This is a genomic window from Companilactobacillus kimchii DSM 13961 = JCM 10707 (assembly GCF_001435445.1).
Classification (GTDB): Bacteria; Bacillota; Bacilli; order Lactobacillales; family Lactobacillaceae; genus Companilactobacillus; species Companilactobacillus kimchii.
In genome coordinates this window covers 164,936-186,951 of record NZ_AZDH01000017.1, presented here as the reverse complement: position 1 = coordinate 186,951, position 22,016 = coordinate 164,936, and the positions used below count along the sequence as shown (strand labels likewise).

Annotated in this window: 14 protein-coding genes and 2 pseudogenes; 7 read left to right on the top strand and 9 right to left on the bottom strand. The window is 34.6% G+C overall.

Annotated elements, in window-relative coordinates; translation table 11 throughout:
* The first annotated feature begins 53 nt into the window (after positions 1-53).
* The 5 genes and pseudogenes from recU to FC97_RS07810 all read left to right on the top strand — a co-directional run bounded on the left by recU (position 54) and on the right by FC97_RS07810 (position 8,180).
* Entirely contained in the window at positions 54-683 is a 630-nt protein-coding gene (gene recU / locus FC97_RS07830) for a Holliday junction resolvase RecU (RefSeq protein WP_054642195.1), read from the top strand.
* Entirely contained in the window at positions 680-3,169 is a 2,490-nt protein-coding gene (locus FC97_RS07825) for a transglycosylase domain-containing protein (RefSeq protein ID WP_054642194.1), read from the top strand. Before recU ends, FC97_RS07825 begins: the two co-directional genes overlap by 4 nt.
* 192 nt (positions 3,170-3,361) lie before the next feature.
* A pseudogene (locus FC97_RS13250) lies at positions 3,362-3,811 on the top strand (glycoside hydrolase family 3 protein); the annotation flags it as partial.
* Positions 3,812-3,822: 11 nt separating this feature from the next.
* On the top strand, positions 3,823-6,627 hold the full coding sequence (locus FC97_RS07815) for an alpha-L-rhamnosidase (RefSeq protein WP_054642192.1): 2,805 nt from the start codon (positions 3,823-3,825) through the stop codon (positions 6,625-6,627).
* 5 nt (positions 6,628-6,632) lie between these two features.
* The gene (locus tag FC97_RS07810; RefSeq protein ID WP_054642191.1) at positions 6,633-8,180 is read left to right on the top strand and encodes a glycoside hydrolase family 43 protein; all 1,548 of its coding nucleotides are present in this window, start codon (positions 6,633-6,635) and stop codon (positions 8,178-8,180) included.
* Between the two features lie 74 nt (positions 8,181-8,254).
* Here the strand turns inward: FC97_RS07810 and FC97_RS07805 are convergent, their stop codons facing one another.
* The gene (locus FC97_RS07805) at positions 8,255-10,840 is read right to left on the bottom strand and encodes a glycosyl hydrolase (protein ID WP_054642190.1); all 2,586 of its coding nucleotides are present in this window, start codon (positions 10,838-10,840) and stop codon (positions 8,255-8,257) included.
* A 12-nt stretch (positions 10,841-10,852) separates the two neighbouring features.
* Positions 10,853-12,739 carry a beta-glucoside-specific PTS transporter subunit IIABC gene (locus FC97_RS07800; protein ID WP_056968040.1) on the bottom strand — a complete coding sequence of 629 codons (1,887 nt, stop codon included), beginning with the start codon at positions 12,737-12,739 and terminating at the stop codon, positions 10,853-10,855.
* Positions 12,740-12,852: 113 nt separating this feature from the next.
* On the opposite strand from FC97_RS07800, the gene FC97_RS07795 reads away from it, so the two are divergent.
* The gene (locus tag FC97_RS07795) at positions 12,853-13,857 is read left to right on the top strand and encodes an AraC family transcriptional regulator (RefSeq protein WP_054642189.1); all 1,005 of its coding nucleotides are present in this window, start codon (positions 12,853-12,855) and stop codon (positions 13,855-13,857) included.
* A gap of 38 nt (positions 13,858-13,895) precedes the next feature.
* Here FC97_RS07795 and FC97_RS13885 read toward each other — a convergent pair whose 3' ends face one another.
* The 3 genes from FC97_RS13885 to FC97_RS07785 form a co-directional block, all read right to left on the bottom strand.
* A complete protein-coding gene (locus FC97_RS13885) occupies positions 13,896-14,123 on the bottom strand; it encodes an alpha-L-rhamnosidase C-terminal domain-containing protein (RefSeq protein ID WP_225868687.1) in 228 nt (75 codons plus the stop codon).
* Positions 14,124-14,166: 43 nt separating this feature from the next.
* A complete protein-coding gene (locus FC97_RS07790; RefSeq protein WP_054642188.1) occupies positions 14,167-15,807 on the bottom strand; it encodes an MFS transporter in 1,641 nt (546 codons plus the stop codon).
* A 171-nt stretch (positions 15,808-15,978) separates the two neighbouring features.
* Positions 15,979-18,363: a glycoside hydrolase family 2 TIM barrel-domain containing protein gene (locus FC97_RS07785; RefSeq protein WP_054642187.1), complete on the bottom strand. Its 2,385-nt coding sequence runs from the start codon at positions 18,361-18,363 to the stop codon at positions 15,979-15,981.
* A 117-nt stretch (positions 18,364-18,480) separates the two neighbouring features.
* Here FC97_RS07785 and FC97_RS07780 point away from each other — a divergent pair, with 117 nt between their 5' ends.
* Positions 18,481-19,449, top strand: coding sequence for an AraC family transcriptional regulator (locus FC97_RS07780; RefSeq protein ID WP_054642186.1), 969 nt, complete (start codon positions 18,481-18,483; stop codon positions 19,447-19,449).
* Between the two features lie 446 nt (positions 19,450-19,895).
* On the opposite strand, the gene rhaD is transcribed toward FC97_RS07780, so the two are convergent.
* From rhaD to FC97_RS13690, 4 genes and pseudogenes are all read right to left on the bottom strand, one after another.
* Positions 19,896-20,729, bottom strand: coding sequence for a rhamnulose-1-phosphate aldolase (rhaD, locus tag FC97_RS07775; RefSeq protein ID WP_054642185.1), 834 nt, complete (start codon positions 20,727-20,729; stop codon positions 19,896-19,898).
* Positions 20,730-20,770: 41 nt separating this feature from the next.
* Positions 20,771-21,493 carry a class II aldolase/adducin family protein gene (locus FC97_RS07770; RefSeq protein ID WP_054642184.1) on the bottom strand — a complete coding sequence of 241 codons (723 nt, stop codon included), beginning with the start codon at positions 21,491-21,493 and terminating at the stop codon, positions 20,771-20,773.
* 23 nt (positions 21,494-21,516) lie between these two features.
* Positions 21,517-21,771, bottom strand: coding sequence for a hypothetical protein (locus tag FC97_RS07765; RefSeq protein ID WP_054642183.1), 255 nt, complete (start codon positions 21,769-21,771; stop codon positions 21,517-21,519).
* Between the two features lie 19 nt (positions 21,772-21,790).
* A pseudogene (locus FC97_RS13690) lies at positions 21,791-22,016 on the bottom strand (PTS galactitol transporter subunit IIC); the annotation flags it as partial.

Here is a 22,016-nt window from a genome sequence, read left to right as displayed (position 1 = left end):
CTAATTAATATTTTTGCCATCATGGTATAATTTGCACAGTAGGAGTTGATATTTTGAAAATAAACTACCCTGATGGTCAAGTTTTTAATAGTAAACCATCACAATCTCCTCTTAGTGAATCGAGTGCCAAAAAGAAAATGATTTTTGGTGATCGTGGTATGACTCTGGAGGAAGAAATTAATGAAAGTAATAAATATTATCGTAGTCACGATATAGCGGTAATATATAAGAAGCCAACACCTATTCAGATCGTTAAAGTAGACTACCCGAAAAGAAGTAGAGCCGTTATTAGAGAGGCTTACTTCCGGCACGCTTCTACTACCGATTATAATGGTGTTTACAATGGCTATTATGTTGATTTTGAAGCTAAGGAAACTAAGAACAAAAATATCTTTCCATTAAAGAATTTTCATCAACATCAAATTGATCATTTGAAGATGTGTCAAAAGCAAGGTGGTATCTGCTTTGTCATTATAAAATACGTAGAATTAAAACGCTATTTTGTAACGCCTGCCGACGAAATCTTTTTACATTGGGATGCACAAAAAAATGATGGTGCAAAATCAATTCAGTTGAAGGATATTGTTAATAGTTCCATTGAAATCAAATCAGATTATAATCCTACTTTACCCTATATTAATGCTGTTCAACAGTTAATCGAAAGTGGGAAGGAGAAAAAATGAAGAATAAGAATACCAGTATATTAACTTTCAAAAATATTTTGAAATGGATTCTCTCCATTGTGGCCGTTTTAGCCGGAATATTCTTGTTTGTCTTTGTATACTATGCTTTCAGTGCTCCAGCGATTAGTCAAGAAAATCTCCAAAGCGGTGGTTCTTCAACAATCGTAGATTCCACTGGTAAGCAAATCGCGTCTTTAGGTGATAACAAAAGGAATTACGTTACGATCGACAAGGTTCCACAACAAATGGAAGACGCCGTTGTATCTATTGAGGATAAAAATTTTTATAACGAGCCTTTAGGTATTGATCCCGTCAGAATTGCTAAATCAGCGTTTAACAATGTTACCAAGGGTACTCTCCAAGGTGGAAGTACTTTGACGCAACAATTGGTTAAATTGACGGTCTTCTCTACTGAAACTAAAGATCAGACTTTTAAACGTAAAATGCAGGAAGCTTGGTTGGCAATGAGGGTCAGTCAAAAGTTTTCTAAGCAACAAATTCTTGAGTTTTATATGAATAAAGTTTATTTGAATAATGGTATCTATGGTGTTGAAACTGGTGCTAAATACTATTATGGCAAGAAATTGAAACAACTTAGTTTACCGCAGATGGCTCTATTAGCCGGTTTGCCAAATGCTCCAAGTAATTATGATCCTTATACTCACCCAACTGAAGCTAAACAACGTCGTGATTTAGTTATTCAAGCAATGTATAACAACAATAAGATCACTAAAGCTCAGGCTGACGAAGCTATGAATACACCAATTACTTCAGGACTACAGCCATATAAGAAAGTAAGCAACAGTAATAATTCTAAACGAATCGTTGCTGATCCTTACATCAAGGAAGCAATTACAGAAGTTAAGAAGAAGGGCTTTGATCCTTATCGTGATAATCTAAAGATTACCGTTAATATGGATTATGATGCTCAAAAACGTCTTTACAATATTGTGAATTCTTCTAACTACGTATCTTTCCCTGATTCAAAAATGCAGGTTGGTGCATCCGTTGTTAACCCTAATAATGGTAAAGTTGTGGCTATGATTGGTGGACGTAATCTAGGTAATGTTCAATTTGGTTTGAACCGTGCTGTTCAAACTGGACGCAGTAACGGTTCAACAATGAAACCTTTACTTGATTACGCTCCAGCTATCGAAAATCTAAATTGGTCCACGTACCATCAACTTGAGGACACCGAATATACTTATGCTGGTACTAATATCCAATTGAAGGACTGGGATGAGCAATATGAAGGTCAAATGAGTATGCGTAAGGCTTTGGTCAACTCGAGAAATATTCCGGCTGTTAGAACCTTATCAGCAGTAGGACTTTCTAATGCTAAGAAGTTCGTTAAAAAATTAGGAATTACTGTTAAAGATGATGGTTTGTCAGTTGGTATCGGTGGTAATGTTTCATCACTTCAAGGTGCGGCAGCATATTCTGCCTTTTCTAATGGTGGAACATATTACAAACCATACTATGTTTCTAAGATTGAAACGGCCGATGGCATTACTCATACCTACGGTAAGAATGGTAAGCAAGCAATGAAAGATTCAACAGCTTATATGATTACCGATATGCTTAAAGGTGTACCGTCAAGTTATGCTACATATGCTAACATTTCCGGTTTACATCAGGCTGGTAAGACTGGTACAACCAACTATGACTCTGATTCTATCGCCCAAAATTCTGCTTTGAGTGGTACGGCTAAAGATTCATGGTATAACGGTTATACAAAGAATTATTCAATTAGTGTTTGGACCGGTTACGATTCTCCAAATCAGAATGGTATTTCATCCACTTATCAAAGTGTTGCTGGAAAGATCTACAAAGCTGAAATGAGTTATTTGGCTGAGAATACTAACAGTAATCCTAACTGGAAGAAACCAAGTTCCGTTGTTTCAATGAGAATTCAAAACTCTGGTTCAGAAACACCAGTTGTGGCCTCCCCTAGTTCCAGTTCATCTAGTTACACTAAAGAGTTGTTTGTGAAGGGACATGCACCATCAAATCCATATAAGGATTCTGATTATTCTTCAAGTAGTGCATCTAAGTCCAGCAGCAATGAAGTAACGACAAATAATCATTCAAGCAGTTCATCTGAATCAACTGATTCCGATAATGATACAACTGATAAAGATAATACTGAAACAGGTACAGGTACAAATTCCGATAGTAACAGTAGTAGTGATAGTGATAACACAACAACCAATAATTCGAGTGATTCATCTACTACAAATAGCAACTCTAATACTGGTAGTACAAATTCCAATAATAGTGGCAATACTAATACAGGAAATAGTAATAGCAGTAATAGTGGTGGTACCTCAACTAATAATAATTCTGGTAGTGATAGCAGCAATGGCTCATCTAATACCGGTGATTCAAATAGTGGTGGTACAACAAATGGCAATAGTAACAGTGGTAGTTCTACTAATAGTGGTGCTACTACTAATGGATCTTCCACTACTGAAGGTTCGAATTAGTAAATGAGTAAAAAATCCGCATTCAACGTAAAAGCTGAATGCGGATTTTTTTGGTTCTGAATAATGGACGTCTTTACAAAAATAAAATGTTTATGACTATTTTGTAAACAATATATTAAAAACTCTCCTTTAAATTTGCTTGATCCTTAACGAAAGCTGAATCTAATTCATTAATTTTATTTAGATCCCCATGGTGGTTTTAAAGAAGGTGGGCATGTAACTGCCCTCTTTAAGGAAAAATTAGAAGCTCAAGGTTTCAAAGTTTCGCTGTTTGATTGTAAGAACTTAGATTTCCATGAAGTATTTGAAGAAGGCGTTCAAGATTTAAAGGATAAATTTGATTTAGCTATTTATGTTGCCAATATCGAAACTGCAAGTAATCAAACTACAACTAGAATTGACTGGATACATTTGATGGCCGCAGATGCTCCTTGGTATATGCGCTCCATTCCAACATTATTTATTTCTATGTGCAATCCATATCATCTCTTTGATATCCCTGATATTTCAACCATGATTAATGCTTATACAGGTAATCCTGAATCAATCGATGCCGTTGTTAAGAAGATTACTGGTCAAGAAAAATTTGTTGGTAAGAGCCCAGTAGATCCATTTTGCAATAGATTAGACACTAGACTGTGAGGTAAAAGAAAATGAATATTGAAAACATCCAAGTAAACCATATGACTGAACCACTAGGATTTGATCTTAGTGACCTTAAAATTGAATTTGCAGTAAATTCTAAAGAGAATGTTGCCCTAGAGAAGAAATTAAAAATTTTTGTTAATGATAAATCTGTTTACCAAACTGATTGGCAAGTCTATACAAATAATTATTTCATCCCTGATTTAAAATTAAAACCAAGAACTAAATATAGCTTTACAATCAGTGTTAGAAATATTGACGAAGATATCTCCGCTTCAGCAACTAGTTTCTTTGAAACTGGCAAGATGGACGAACCGTTTACTGCTAAATGGATTGGTAATGACAATAAGGACATCCAAAACACTCTGCTAAAACGTGATTTGAAAATTTCTAAAAAAATCAAATCAGCACGTATTTACATGTCAGGCTTAGGGGTTTATGAATTGAACATCAACGATAAAAAGGTTGGTGATGAATTCTTAGCTCCAGGTACAACTAATTATGATAAATTAATTCAAGTTCAAACATATGACGCTACCGATTCATTTATTCAAGGTGACAATTCAATTGAAATTTCTCTCGGCGATGGCTGGTACAAGGGTAATCTCGGTTTCGACGGTGGTAAAGATAAAATCTATGGTGACCAACAACGCGCTATCCTAGAATTACATTTACTTTATACCGATGGTACTGAAGATATTATCAATACTGATGACCAGTGGTTAACAACTGCTGGAAAAATCACTAAGTCGGCTATTTATTATGGTGAAGATATCGACGATACAATTGTTCCAGCAGATTGGGTAAATGCCTCTGTTTTAGACTATTCTTTTGATACACTTGCTGACAGATTGAGTTTGCCACTTAAAGTTCAAGAATACTTACCTGCTAAGGAATTGATCCATACGCCTAAAGATGAACAAGTTATCGACTTTGGACAAAATAATGTTGGTATTATTGAATTTTACAACCGTGAACCTAAGGGAACTAAAGTTACAATTGAAGTCGGCGAAATTCTTCAAAAAGGTAACTTCTATCGTGATAACTTGCGTGAAGCTAGAGCTGCCTTTACTTATATTTCAGACGGTACTAACAAATGGATTCGTCCACACTTCACTTATTATGGCTACAGATATATCAAAATTTCCGGAAATACTCAGCCGTTACAATTGAAAGATTTCCGTGCCGCCGTCATCTATTCTGATATGAAAATGACTGGTGACATTAAGACTGATAATTCTGAAGTTAATCGCTTATTTGAAAATGTACAATGGAGCCAAAAAGGTAATTTCTTTGATGTACCGACAGATTGCCCTCAACGTGATGAACGTTTAGGTTGGACTGGTGACGCCGAAATCTTCTCTAATACTTCAACTTTTAATATGAATGTTTATGCATTCTTTAAGAAGTACGCCAAAGATATAAAGATCGAACAAGATAATCATGATGGTATGTTAACAATGTATGCTCCTTCCCTTCACGTCGACGAAGGTGGAGCTGCCATTTGGGGTGATGCTGCCACAGTTATTCCTTGGAATATGTATAACAAATATGGTGACACGGCTATTTTGAAACAAAATTACTCTAGTATGAAAGACTGGGTCGACTGGGTTCGTAAGAATGTTGAAAAGAGTGGTACTGGGCTTTGGACAGGTTCTTTCCAATTCGGTGACTGGTTATCCCTTGATAGTGAAAATCCAGCTGTACCAAATGGTAAAACTGATGAGGACTTTATCGCTTCTATTTATTACTATTATTCATCAACTATCGTAGCTAATGCAGCTAAGATTTTAGGTAATGAAGAGGATCATAAATTCTATACAGATCTATGTAAAACTATTAAGCAAAACATTTTGAAAGAATATGTCACTGAAACTGGTCGTGTAGCTATTGATACGCAAACTGCATATGCTTTAGTACTCGAATTCAATATTGTTCCTGAAAATTTGAAGTCACGTGTCGTTGCTGATTTAGTTCAACGTTTGAAGAAAGATAACGATCACTTACAAACAGGTTTTGTTGGTACCCCATTCTTGTGTCAAGTTCTATCAGAAAATGGACAACATGAATTAGCAACCAAGATCTTCTTGAACGAAGATTATCCAAGTTGGCTTTATGCTGTCAAATTGGGTGCCACAACTATTTGGGAACGTTGGAACTCTGTCCTATCAAACGGTTCAATGAATCCTGAAGGTATGAATTCACTCAACCACTACTCAATTGGTGCCATTATGGAATGGGCTTATAAGTATGTCTTAGGACTTCATGATCAAGACAATGGTTATCAAACAGTTTATGTTGAACCTAAATTTGATTACAGAATGAAACACATTAGTGGTCATTACGATAGTTCTTACGGTGCTTTGAAGATTAAGTATGATCTTGAAACAGATGAAGAGCACACTATTGCACTACAAATTGACGTACCTTATGGACAAACCGTTAAATTAACACTTCCAAGAGTTGGTAACAGTGTTAATGTTGATGATCAAATGGTAAATGATAAGGTTATTACTTTAATAAATGGTCATCATCAAATTTCATATATCCCTACTAGTGATTATATCGGCAGATACACTATGGACAGTAAACTTGCTGCAATCACTGCTGATAAGGAACTCTTTGATAAGATTAAGTCAATTACTAAAGAATTGGATATGTTTAATGATCCTGAAAATGTTGATCGATTAGGACATATGTCTATTAAGGAAGCCAATATGTTGTTCCCATTCATCAACATTCCTACTTCAGAAATGAAACAGATTAATCAGACCCTTACAAGTACACCAGTTTTGAGTGAAAGAGAGGCTTAATTATAATGCAATATAAGAATCCAATATTACGAGGAATGCGTCCAGATCCTAGTATTGTTCATGTTGGCAAGTACTACTATATGGTCAATAGTACTTTTGAATATTACCCTGGTATCACTTTAGCTAGAAGTACTGATTTGCTTAATTGGGAATCTTTACCAGGCATAGCCAAAAAGCATTCTCAAGCTGATCTAACTAAATCCAAATCTAATGAAGGTATTTTTGCAGTCTGTATCAGATACCACAATAATAAATTCTATGTAATCACAACCAATTTTGCCGAATTCAAAACTTTCATCATTACTGGTAGTTTGACTGCTGATGGGAATATTATTTGGGACAATCAACGTATCAATATCAATGTTAACGGAATTGATCCTGATATATTCTTTGACGGTGATCATACTTACGTTCAATATACTGGTTATCTTGAGTCTGGCAAAAAAGCTTTGCAACAAGTCGAAATTGAATTACCTTCTGGCCGTATCTTGGATGGACCTAAGATTCTAACTTATGGTACTGGTGGTCGTGATGTCGAAGGACCACATATTATCAAGAAGTCTGACTACTATTACCTTCTGGCTGCTGAAGGTGGAACTGGTTTAGGCCATATGATTACTATTTTCAGGAGTAAAAATATTTGGGGACCTTTCGAAAACTGTCCGGATAATCCGATATTTACTAATCGAGATCGTGCTGATGAGCCTCTACAAAATATTGGTCATGGCGATTTGTTCCAAGATGAAAGTAAGAATTGGTGGTTAGTTTGTTTAGGTACTCGTCCCGCCAACATTAATTTCAAAACCTTCACTAATACTGGTAGGGAAACTTTACTTTATCCAGTTGTTTGGAATGGAGATTGGCCTGTCGTTAATAACGGTATCCCTACAGAAACAGTTGATATGTCGGAATTTCCAGAACATGCTAAGGCCTTAAAATCTCAGAATATGATTGATTTTACAGATACTTTTAAAGATGAATTTTTGAATCCGGAATGGATTTCATTGAGAAATTCATTAGACAATAGACTAACAATTAAAGCTGATAATTTAACTTTAACCGGTTCTGATTTGACCCTATCAGATATTGATACACCATCATTTTTAGGTTTAAGACAAACTGAGCCAGACGAGACCTTTAAAATTGAATTGGATGCTGATAACTGTCAGTTAACGGATGGTCAGATTGGTGTCGCTGTGACAATTGACAGTACCCACTTTGCTAGTCTGATGATCAAGAAAAATAAGAACGGTCATTTCGATTTGATCAAAGCAGTTCGTGTCTTTGACTTAGTTGTCGAAAAAAAGATTGCGGAAATTAATGACTTGCCAAAGGAATTCAGTATTATCAATCATCCTTCTAACAAGGAATTCTTGATACAAACTGCTGACGGCAAAGACTTAGGTTTCAAGATTGCTGCAATGCATTTTTCGAATGAAGCTATTAGTGCCTTGAATACTGGTGATATGTTGGGAATTTACGCTTTAGGTACCGATTCGAAATTATCTATCAAAAAAGCACGTCGCTTCCCTATCGATAAGGAAGAAAACTAGTTTTACCTCACTTAACCATATACTAATAAAAAGAACAGGATTGGAAGAATAAAATTTCCAATCCTGTTCTTTTATTAGTATTTAATATTGATAGGACCTAATAGGCCTGCTGGTTTAATAAGCATGTACTGTGATAAGAAATCCTGTTGCTGTATACCTAGATTGTTAACCACAACTATTTCTACTTCATTGACTCCAACCTTTAAAAATTTGGATATATTATCAAATTGATATGGATAAGCAATTCTTGTTCCTAAGGGATGACCATTTAGTTTAACCGTTGCAATCTCGTTAACGGTACCTAAATCCAAAGACATCATCTCAGTGACTTTGTCTAAATTGAATTGAAAAGAATACTTCATATTTCCACTGAATTCTCTTAATCCATCTAATAAATTAATGCTTTTTAATTGATCAAGTTTTCTCGTTGACTCAAAATTAGGATACGATTCAGCTGAGGCAAGCGATAAGGCTATATTTTGGGGTTCCAATAATACGCTATGATGTGATTTATTATTTGAAATTACGTTGTAGTTGTTACCTTTAATTAATACTATTGATTGTCCTGGTGCGAGATTTAATTTATACTTGCCATCCACAATATCAATATTTTGCATCGTATTTGTCATTGCATCATATTGGTAAGCAAATTTTTCCTTAATGGTTAGCGTCGTATCAATAACCTTTGAAGGGTCTTCATTTAAGAACATTAATAAATGATCATCCTCATTTTGGTAATTATAGAATCTCAAGTAAGGTTCAACAGTATCTGCTTTAACAAAGATATCTTTATTAGTTAAGTTGTATGGAATATCTTTTAAGCCTATCTTTGTTCCCAATATTTCAGTGACGTCTTTAATATTATTTAGTGATTCGTCTTGTTCAGGATAGTTATTGACGAAAAGTAGCTTTATATCATTTTGTTGTAATACCTTTAGAATCCCTAGCAATTCATGTGGAACATATTTTGTTTCCGGAATAATTAGAGTATCAAATTTTTCATGATTAATTTCAAAATAATTTTTTTGAATGTTTGCGGATTTTAAATAATCTAATGGTGTAATTTCACAATCAATTTGATTTTGCATGAGAACTTTAACTGGTTTTTCAAATGGCATGGCATCTTTATCTAACCATTCATCCTCAGCGTGGTACAAGACGGCCACATGAGCGATATGCTGTCCTCCACTTAGAATATGTGACAATCGATTCATATAATTGAATAATTCTGAATAAGCTCTATTCTCAGGTTCATGACCGTTTGAATAAAAATGTGGTGGGCAGTCTGGGTCTGGAAACTTATTAGGGTTAAAAGCGTGCGGCACAAAATGATTAACACCACGTACAATCATATGATCGGCAATAAACTTCATTAATGTTAATCCTTCGGCCCAACCATAGGCTCCAAAGACTTCACTCATAACACGGCCGTGTTTTTTAGGATCCAAATGTCCTAAGGAAGCTCCCATTTTGGCTAATCCATAATGGAAAAATTCACCATTCCAGCCAGCACCAGTCATCGATTTAAACCAAGTATTATCCATTCCTGGCATAATCTGATTCAAGACAACATCAATACCAGCCATATCTTGGGCATCCAAGGCACGAAAATAATGTCCTGCTCCGTATCCTAATCTAGTATGTGATCCGTTGTCTTCAATTAAATGACCGATATAGTTTACTTCGTGTTCATGACACCAGTCGCTTAAAACTTTAGTAAAATTATGAGAATATAATTTACTGACAAGGTTCATGTACTTATAGCGAATCTTCTTTTCCTGACCATTAGCGGATACGGTGGTTAACAATGGCAATTGCAAATAATCGTCATTAAAAAATTCTTCTAACATCCCATCCCGCCAAGGCAATACCATTTCATCAATACCTAAACGCGATTCAGCTCCATGATGATTACCAAATCTAGGTTCATCACTGAAAAATCCTGCGATAACATTGCCAAACATTTCTTTATAATGTTCATAATGTGGCTTGTAGACCTCATTTAATAAAACTTTTGTAGCATCAGAAACTAAGGGATTTAAATATCCTTCTGTCTCCTTTTCACCACCATGAATAGTTTCGATTAAAGTAAATATTCTCCATTCACCATCAGGAACATTCCAATTAAGTAATCCATCCTTTAATGAATCAGTAATATCAACTAAAGAATTGGCATCTACTTTGTCGTTACCAATCTTTTTTGCGGCAATTACTTTTAAAATTTTTTCTGGCTGTTGAACGTTAGGATCTGCTGGCTGGAATCTTCTGTCAGGACGTAAATATTTCAAAATAATTGTGGCATCTTGTTGTGGGCCTCTGAAATCTAATTGCTTGATGTAAAGATATTTCTTCAAATATTGTGGTAAGTCATTTTTAACTTTACCGTTGGCAAAACCTGTTGGAAAATGGGAATCATCTAGAATCCAAACTTTCATTCCTAAACTCTTAGCTTCATTTAAAATGATGTCGAGATCTTGCCACCATCTATCTCCTAAAAAATCGGGATGTGGACGTGACTCTAGGCAAAAGGCCTTAACACCACTATCATAAATTTTATGGATATTACCTAGCAATGTTTTTTTATCCTCACCATGTAACCACAAGAATGGAAAAATATAATTTTCTGTTTTGTTATTTAATGCATCTGCTAATCTTGTCATAAAACTTTCACCTTAATCAATTCTTAATATTGCATCACCAACTGATACTGGTTGCTTATTTTTCAAATCCAAATTATTAATTTGTTTGTATTCCATGGTATTAGTAATTACAACCATAGTTGTTGGATCATAATTTTTATTCTTAATATCTTGCCAGTCAACTTCAGCCAGCAATTGACCCTTTTTAATCGTGTCACCTGTTTTTACTTTAATATCAAATGGTTCACCTTTTAATTCAACCGTATTGATACCCATGTGAATTAACATTTCGACACCGTTATCGGAAATCAAACCTAAAGCGTGTTTGGTTTCAAAAACAGTAACCACTGAACCATTAAATGGAGCATAAACTTTTGAATCATTATTAGGGATAACCGCAAAACCGCTTCCCATAGCACCACTTGAGAATACTTGATCATTAACTTCTGTTAGTGCAATAGTTTTTCCATCCAGTGGACTATCAATATTTTGATTATTTAAAACAATTCCTGTTGAAGGTTTAGTCTTATTTGTATCAGTTTCACTTTCGTCAACTATATCTTTATAACCAAATAGATATGTCAAAATAGTCGTTACAATTAATGAAACAACGTCGGCGATAATAAAAGCCCATAAACTATTATCAATGCCCTTAGGGTTAATATACAAAGGGCCAGAGAAGATACCGTTAGCACCAAAGGAATACATTTTTGCGTTCATCAATGTCATAATGGCACCACCGATACCACCACCAATAAAAGTCATGGCAAAAACACGTTTAAATTTTAATGAGATACCATAAATAGCGGGCTCAGTAACACCTAAGAATGCTGAAAATGCTGCAGCACCAGCAATATTCTTAGTCTTAGTTTGCTTTGATTTCAACCAAACTCCCAGAGCCCCACCCATTTGGGCAAATACAGTAACGGTTAAAATGGCGTTAATTGGATCATAGTGTAAAGTCGTGATATTGTTCATCAATACGGGAATAAAGGCATAGTGTAGTCCAAAAATAACAATAACCTGCCAGAAAGCACCTAGAATAACACCAGCCACTACGGGAGCAAAATTATAGATTCCCAAAACTAGTTTAGATAATAATTGACTGACATAAGTCAAAATTGGACCTGCAATAATCAATGTAGGAAGAATACCAACCAGAAAGGCTAAAAATGGTACAATAATTGATTTAATTGAATCAGATACATGTTTATTTAAATATTTTTCAGTAATTGCCATTAACCAAACCGCAAAAATTACGGGGAAAAGTGATGAAGTGTAATTAGCTAAAACAACGGGAATTCCAAAGAAATTCATTGCTTTTCCAGCCGAATAGGCTTGAACTAATGTAGGGTAACAAAGTGCCAATCCTAAACCAGCTCCAATATATTGATTAGCTTTAAAGTACTTAGCAGCTGAAAAACCAACTAAAACTGGTAGGAAATAAAACATTGCATCACTAATTGCATATAGAATTGTATATGTTGAAGATGTATTTGAAATGACATGAATTGATGTTAATAAAGCGGTAAGTCCCTTTAAAATACCAGCTGTAGCAATAACGCCAATCATCGGTCCAACAATAGCAATAATCATATGAACAAAACGATTAAATAAGTTTTGTTTTTCCTGATTATCTGATGTTTTTTCCTTAACGTCGTCATCTTGGCCTTTAATTTGATACTTATTCATAATAGCGTCATAAATAGTTCCGACCTTATTACCAATGACAACTTGGTATTGGCCGCCACTCTTAACTACGGAGATAACTCCGTCTAAATTTCCAATAGTTTTATCTTGAGCGAGACTCTCATCCTTTAATACAAATCTCAATCTAGTAACACAGTGAATCAAGCTTTCAATATTTTCAGTTCCACCAATATTTTTGATGATGGCATCTGCTAACTCTTCATTCTTCATGTGTTTCGACTCCTTTCTATCTCTTTAAGTTTACTTGTTTAGTTTATAAGAAAGCGGTAACATTAAAAATATCAGAAGTTAACTAAAACTATGACAAAACTTAAGGTGATAAATTGACTCCTACCGAAAAATGGCTTCAAAAGCTTTCAACTTCAGAAATTAAACATCGAGACAAGCACGATGATCAATTGGGAATCTACAAAGGTTATCCTCAGCTTCGTTCATTCAATAACCAACCAGTTTATTTGTTTACTTTTAATGCAATTTTAAAATTGGCTTTACAAAAATCAATTTCCTTTTCCAATGAATTATCTAATGAGCCAACCCTGCTGCTTAATCAACATACTCGTTACTCAATTGTCCCCTTGCATGTTCATGATTACATTGAAATTAATTATGTTATTAGTGGTCAGGTGACTGAATGGATTGAAGGAGAAGAATATATATTAAAGAGTGGTGATATGGCGTTTATTAACACTAATACAGCCCATACTCTGTTAAAAACTACAGAAAAAGATATTATCATTAACATACTTATTAAAAAAGAATATTTCACCAGTAGTTTTCTAAATTACATCCCTAAAAGTGGTGAGCTTTCAAAATTTATTGCTCAATGTCTTTCCATTGAGAATAACCAGCCCAGTTTCTTAATCATCCGTAAAGCTCTATCCTTAAAACCACTATTATTGGATATTTTAAAGGAACAATTAGAACATCAGCCAGGTTATAGGCGTATCATGGAGCTTAATTTACAGGTATTCTTCATTCGTATCACTCGCGAACATGAGTATTCCTTATATGGAAAAGCTAACTTGGCCGATAGTATTGAAGATTACATCGAACAAAATTTTCGAACTGTTACTTTAAAGAACGCAGCTGAACATTTTTCTTTTCATCCTAATTACTTCAGTAAGATCGTTCATCAAAAAACAGGTAAAACCTTCAAACAATTAGTACAGGATAAACAATTTGAATTTGCCAAAAATTATCTTATAAATACATCATGGTCAATTTCTCAAATTATTAATGAAGTCGGTATCTCTAACCATTCCTTTTTCTATCAGCGGTTCAATGAACTTTATCATATGTCCCCGAAAGAATTTCGACAGAACAAATAAACGGTTCAATCATTACGATTGAGCCGCTTATTTGTTATCTAAACATTAAATTCATAATCACCGCTACCTAATTCTTTTATTTTCCTCTTTATTATCAATTGGGCCGTTGTATTGAAAGGTACATGTATCTGAACCATTAATTTATCAGCAACACGTTTCCAATTAACTTTTATAAGTCCATTAGATGATTGATAATTCAATTTCGAACTGCTAAATCGTGAATCGTTTGGAATGACAACCTTGAATTTACGATAACCTGGATCAATTGGCGATAATCCACCAATATTTTCTACAATCCAATGATGGTGCCTATGTTAAACCGGTTATCTTTATATAACGGAATCCATGGAACGTAAAATCAGGTGTCAATGTTTCAAAATCACCTCGGCCAACAAAATAGTCTGTTTGATCCTTATTACGACCAGTAATGTTATTAAAGAAATGTCCATCTTTATCCAGAACCTCAGAGTGCTCAATTTTTACAGAAACCCCTATACCTAAATAAGTGGATAATTTGATTTTCCCAGCAATAACTTGTCCAAAATCTACTAAAATAGCATCTTCATCACGACAAATCTTCTTGGCTGAAATTGCCGGCAATTCATGGACGTATTGCGCATCCTGAGGGATAAGGTTATCCAAACTATATGAAACTTCGTCCACATTTTGAGCATTATTCCAATCGGGCTCTTGATTGAGATTCTGCTTCTCGCCAATAAAGATATCACTGTAAATATACTTACCTGTGGTTGATTTGAAGTCCCAATCAGTCTTGATGATATCTTGAGTTTTGTCAGCATAAGTAATAATAATTTCTCCTAAAATACCATTCTTATCACCGAATTGACCACCATTACCCGTGGTGCTAATACAACCAGAATACCAGCCATCAGCAAGTACAACGGTCCAATTGTTAACAGTACCTAAAAATTTGGTGATATCAAAATATTGATATTGGAGAATATTTTTGTAAGACGTAAAATCAGGCATAAATTGAGCTTGAGTTACTCTTTGTCCATTGATCATTGGATAGTAAATGCCATGTGCCGTCATGAATAATTGAGCCTTTTTGACTGGTTTATGTAATTTAAAATTCTTACGGAGATATTGAACCGGTCGCAACCTTTGTTCTGGAGATGTCTGCTTGGGCATAGGTTTACCACCAAACATGGCTGCTAAATCTAAAGGTTCTTCTTCGGAAATGTTATCTTGCTTAGGTTCAATCCATTTAGCATTCCAATGTTTCAATTCAGTTGTGAATACCATTTTAGAAGACCAGGGGCTAACTGTTCGACGGTTATCAGTAACGCGGACTTGCCAGTTATAAGTTGTATGATCTAGTAGATCTGTTGAATTCAAGTGAAACTGATTACTAGATGAATTTATATTAACTTTTTCGACTTTGTCTAAAGGAAGCATAAAGAGAACTAAAAAGAACACCAACACGGCTAATAAAAAGACATAGTAAGAATGGAAACACATTTTACTTCCTAAAATTCCGGCGGCTGACATCATTAAAACGGCACCCAATGAATTAAAGGCCGTATTGAATCCCATCATTGATGCCCTAGCCTCACCTTTAAAGAAGATTGAAATTAACATTGGCGTCAATGTTGAAACAAACCCAACTCCAATACCAACGACGAAAGCACATACTAGCAAAATAGCAATTTGACTATGCCAGAAAATAGGAACTATTCCACCGATAATGACAGATGTAACACCAATCAAAGCTAGTCTTTTCTTAGGAATACTCATGGCTAATCTACCGACTAGTAAACTGATAATTAGTTGTCCTAAACTGGGTAAAGAACCAATCATTTGAATGGTGGTAGCAGGAACCTTAGGAAAAGCTTGAATGATTTCACTAAAAGCTGGGGTAATCACAATCCCACACATTGATAATAAAGCGATACTTAAAATCCCGATTCTAACACGTAATTTACTCACTAATATCAACTCCTAAACGTATTTTTTTGTTTTTCACAAACACTATGTTAGCGCTTACTTAGAACAACGAAAATCCATTTTTCAAAGTTGAATAGTGTTGTAATCAAAGGTTATCGATTCTCATCGAATCAAAAATATCCTCCAAATTATTGGAGGACATTTTTATATAATTTAATTTAGATGAATTCGTAAATCACTATTCTTAGAAACTATTACTAAAGCTAAGCCATTGAATAGATTAACTTTATTGTTATCCATATTCTGATCAATAGGATTACCGTTGCCAGTGCCAATTATTTTTCCGTTAGAGACTTCTAAATTAACTGATTCATTAGCATTCTCAACAAATTTATTATTCTTATCAACAGCTTTTAAGGCAACCAATGTCATATTCTTGCCTTCATATATTTTTGAAGATGATATTTTCTTAGTTGGACCATTGCTGAATCGACTATCTTGAGCTACAACTTTACCTTTTTGATATGCAACGACTTTTAGTTCTCCAGGCTCATATGGAATTGACCAATTGGCGGTACAATCGTCCAAATTCTTTTTGCCGTAACTATGATCATTAACAAATAACTCTATTATTTCAGCATTACTAAAGGTTCTAATTGAAACCTGACCTTGTTTATTTAGTTCCAATTGATCTTTATTCCAACTAGGCATGAGATGAATCATTGGTTCTTTAGTCCAATGCGCTTGATAGTAATAGTAGTAATCCTTAGGGAAACCGCATAAATCAGTTATACCGAATTGTGAACTGATAGCAGGCCAATTGAATGGTGATGGTTCTCCATAATAATCAAATCCTGTCCATAAAAATACGCCACCCATATAAGGATTATTTTTCAAATAATTTATAACTGTTTCCGGATGTGCAGTGCCACCTACTCCGGGGTCACCGGGTTTTCTTACACCAGGTAGAACCATTGAGAAATAAGATCCAAAATTGTTACACTGTCTCTTATCTTCATTATCTTTATAGATCCCTCGTGTTGAAAAATAAGAAGCATTTTCGGTACTCATCATCGGTAATTTAGGATATTTCTTATGAATCAATTTGGCACCAGAACCCATAACGCCGGCTTCGGGATAATTAACACCCAAAACATCTAGATTTTTAACATAGTTTTCATCAATGATACCTTCAGGAGTCAATAGTTCAGCACCAATAATTAGATGTTCATGATCATATTGTTTAATTGTTTGGGTCAATTTTTGTGCAATACGACTACCCAATGGTGTATTGCCAATCAATTCTTCATTAGAAATAGACCAGAACCCGATGGAAGGATGCATTCTATCTTTCAAGACCATTTGCTTTAAATCATTGACACGCCAAGGAGTACTTTCCAATAATCGATTCTCGTTAATTAAAATAATACCAAAACGATCGCAAGCGTTCAGTAGCTCTTCTGAAGCAAAGTGATGTGTGCTACGCCAAGCATTTGCCCCCATACCCTTCATAACTTTAACTTTGTAGTCAACGATATCTTGATTCAGAGCTGTACCAACACCAGCAAAGTCTTGATGTTCACAAATTCCATGTAGTTGATAACTTTGACCATTTAAGAAAAAGCCATCTGTTGTATATGCGAAAGTATGGATACCAAAGTTCTTTAGAATCTTATCTGTATCAATTTCGAATTCGGCTTCGTAACAATATGGAGTTTCCGGAGTCCAAAGTTTAGGCTGCATTAGTGTGATAGTTTTTTCAAAATTATGACACTGGTGACCATCAATCTCCGTTTCATCAAACTGAATGATTTTTTTGCCATCTAAGGAAACTTTTGGTGCAACTACTTGAAGCTCATTAGTATCATTTTTTACAGAGAGCTCGATTCCAAGAACAGCTTTATTATTACTTAAACTCTTCGTGTAGATATAACAATCATCGCTATCAATTGAAATCAAAGGTTTGTATTCGAGCCAAACTGAACGGTAAATTCCGGCACCCTCGTACCACCAACCTTCAGCACCAGTAGTAGTGTCGGCACGAACAAGAACAACATTTTCACCTTCCGCTCCATAGCGAGCCATCTCAGTAATATCAAAAGAAAATGAGTTATAGCCACTATTATTATGACCTAGATACATTCCATTAAGCCAAATATCGGCCATTCTCATCACACCATCAAAATGTAGAATGGTCTTTGTCTTATTTAATTCGCTATCTGACAGTTTGAAAGTTTTACGATAGTAACCGACGGCATCCGGTTTAGAACCGCTCATTAATTTTTCAGGATTATTGACATATGGAACTTTACGATTCCAATCATGAGGTAAGTCAGTATTCTCCCATTCGTCTGCTAATTTGTCCGTCAAATCAGTACCAGCTAAATTCAAGAGTCCTTGTTCTTCATCACCTTGAGCAATCAATTTCAAGAAGTGAGTACCACCTGCACTGATTGGTAAACGATTCCCAACTTCATTGGCCAGTGGAGCTGTAAGTCCGCCAAGAGAAGCTGCCTTTTTAGTAGTTTTAAGTGGTTGACGTTCTAATTCGCCATAATGAAAAAGCCAATTGTTATTTAAAATTTCTTTTTTAGTCATTATTTATCAATCCCTTCATCTACTTTAATCTTAATGTAAAAAGCCCTATGCTATAATGTTTATATACGATTTTTAGCAAACGCTTACTGCAATTTTCCAACTTGGAGGTTTTATTTGATGACTAAAGAAGATTTTAATAATTTAGATACGCCGTCTTCAACTAATGGTCCTGAGATCTCCACAAATTCACCTTTATCAATGTTTTATAAACGTAAAACTAATCAAAGGGTTCTTTACACAATGGTTCAAAACGGTAAATTCAATGTGTTCGAAGCTGATGATTATCAACGAATGCATCGTGATCGAGATTTTGAATTAATGTATATTTTGAAAGGTCAGCTTACTAATTATTTAGAAGATCAAGTCTTTACTTTTAAAGTTGGTGAAGGTTGTTTGTTGAATCCTCAAATGAAACATACTGAAGAACTTCAAGATGACTGTTCAGTTGTATTTATTAATTTGTCAGAGTCATTACTAAATCAGCTTTTATCGGGAATTGATATTTCAGGTCCTATTTTTACCTTCTTACAACATAATTTAGAAGATAAAAATAGTTGGCAAAGAAACTATCTAAAATTTCATACTCAAGTAAACGATTCAGATAAGGCGTTTAAAATAATCTTGGATTCTTTACAGCAAGAAATTACGACTGTTAAGATAGGGTCAAATTATCTACAGCAGGGATTAATTTTACGATTATTGTCTGAATTACAGGATAGGCATCACTTTCAAGTGACTACTAATTTGTTGGATCATTCAAAAAAGGATTATTTGGTAAATCAGATCCTGCAACTGATTGAAGATAATGCGGGTAATATTAGTCGTAAAATTTTGGAAGAAGAATTACACTATAATGCTGAATATTTGAACAGAATTTTAAAAGAGAAAACAAATAAAACTCTAACCTCCTATTCACAAGAAGTTAGAGTTCATAAGGCACAAGAATTATTGACTACTACTGAACTAACTGTACAAATGATTGCTGAAAAATTAGGATTCTCTAGCGAAAATTATTTCTACCATTATTTTAAAAGACATGTGCAGTTGTCGCCTAATGTTTATCGTCAACGATTTAGAATTAAATGATATTTTTAGAGGAATAAATAATAACTTTTAGATATAATCAACACATAGTTATATTTTCTCGAACTGATCATTCTTGTTGACTTAGTGAGTTGTAAATATGAATAGTAAGGACCCCTCGATTACATGCGAATGAAGGCCAAACTATGAATAAAAAGAATAAGGTGAATTTGGACCGTGGGTATGTTTGCGGAATCCGTTGTTCAACTAGGTATTGCGAGTTTATTCTTTGCTTGTGCCTATTGGATAATAAAAAAAGCTAATCACAAAGATTAGCTAACCAAAAAATCTATTCTACTCATGATTGAGATCGTAGGAGTGCATTCCTGCGATCTCTTTTCGATTACATATATATTATATATGAGATTAAGGTAGACTTACAAGTTTTAAATTGTACTCAAAAATCCGTTCAGATTGACTCCTAAGGGACTATCTGAGCGGACTTTTTATTAACTATTCACAGTTTCAGTAGAAAGAAAGCGTGGGTTTGGTGTAACACCAAACGATTTAGCAAGATCTCTCAAATCATCGTCAGTAATGCTTTGCAAGATATTACCACCTTGGCTTTGAATAGCAGTATAAATCATACATGCCTTCTCTACAGTTTCAATTAGACCATATGTCTCATCCATACTATCACCACAAGCGAAGATTCCGTGATGTGGCCACATAACAATTCTAAATTCGTTCATTTTATCAGCGGTAGCTTGACCAATTTCATTAGTGCCCGGTGTCATATAAGGGATAATTCCCATTCCCTCTGGAAAGACAACCAAGGATTCAGCCTGCATCTTCCACAATAGACGACTGACACTTGCCTCATCTAGTTTATGTGTAAATGATAGTGCAACTAAATTTGTAGGATGACAGTGCATGACAATCCGTTGATCAGAATCAATTTTTTGTCGTGAAATATGTGTCATTAAATGAGCTGGAAATTCACTGGTTGGTTGTCCTCCATCGCTAAATCCCCATAGAAGATCAACCGAATTTCCTTTGTCTGTAATCCGAACAAGTCCTGTATCTCGTTCGGGATAATTGTGAACATTTTTAAAGTAACGACCTGTTCCTGTTACTAAGAAATATTGTCCTGCTAAAGCACTAGCATCAAATTTAATGGGGATATTTCTAATGGGATCATTCAAATCGTTGAATCGATTGACTTCCTCTTGAGTTAGACGAAGACTGACATTTCCACCATTTCTTTCATCCCACCCATGTTTATATAATTCATTTGTAATCTCACACATTTTTTTAACAAATTCAGAATCAATAAATTTCATAATAAAAGCCCTTTCATATAAATGTAAAATTAACTCTCGTCTTAATCCAAAAAGGCGGTTGTGTCTTTACCACAAGACTTATAGTTTTTGAGTAATCCCAAGGATTTAAAGATGGTTTCTTGATAAGCAATTTTAGCATTCCACTCTACAGTTTCAAGTATTCTCGTGGCTGCATGCAAGTCAGTACAAGTAATTAATACTCCATGACTATTTAGTAAGAAAATATTCTCCAGGGCATCATCACCGATAGCAACTAAATTTTCATGAACTAGGTCAGCCAATTCTTTAGAACATGCAGGTCTATATGGCAAACACTTAATTTTCTTTAATGACATAGTATCTGAAGTTATTTCGGTTACGTTAGGCATATCTTGGCCGATCGTTGCCCAAAACATTGATTCTTCAGCGTGTGAATGATAAACGCAAGTAATACCAGGATTGGCCTTATATGCTTCAATATGCATGTTAATTTCTCTGGTCAATCGACCAACACCATCAATTTGTTTCCCATTTTCTAAATCAACAACGAGAATTTGTGATCCATCTAGTTTTTCATACCAAGATTCAGACATCATTGTCGGCGTCATAATAATATAATCGTGGTTCTTTTTTATATGTACGATTCCAAAATCGATATCTTTAGAAGCTGTAATTTTTACTGAAATATTGCCTCCTGCAACATTAGTGTTTTTACGATTAAACATTTCTCTACAAACCATTGCTAAATCTCTGCGTTCTGGTTCGAATACGTATTGTTCTGTCATTATTGAAATCTCCCATCACATAATTATTTGTTTGAGTTTAATGCACGTTGTTTTAGATACTCCTGTCGGCGAAGTTCTCTTTTCTTTTTCCTACGCGCATCGAATTCCCCAAAAAGATATTTATTTCCCTTAAAGTTAATAAACTCACTTATTACCATTACAACTACCATGATCCAAATAGTTTGTGTAGCGATTGATTCGATAAATAATAGGACATCGATAAAGAGCAAAAACGACCAAAATATTCTTTTCAATTTATAATCCCTATTCTTTTCCATTCAAATCGCCTCTTATTATTTATTTTTTCTTATTAGAATTTCCAAAGTCCATTCCATCTAAGTCATCTAAACTGATATCATCATTTGATACTGCCGTAGTTGTTTTTGAAGCACCACCAAAATCCATTCCGTTCAAATCATCTAATCCAGTATTCGATGTATTTTTAGAGAATATTGAACTATTTGTGTTAGAATTTTTAGTTACTGATGCATTCTTTACAGTCGCATAACGTTGGCTAGGTAAT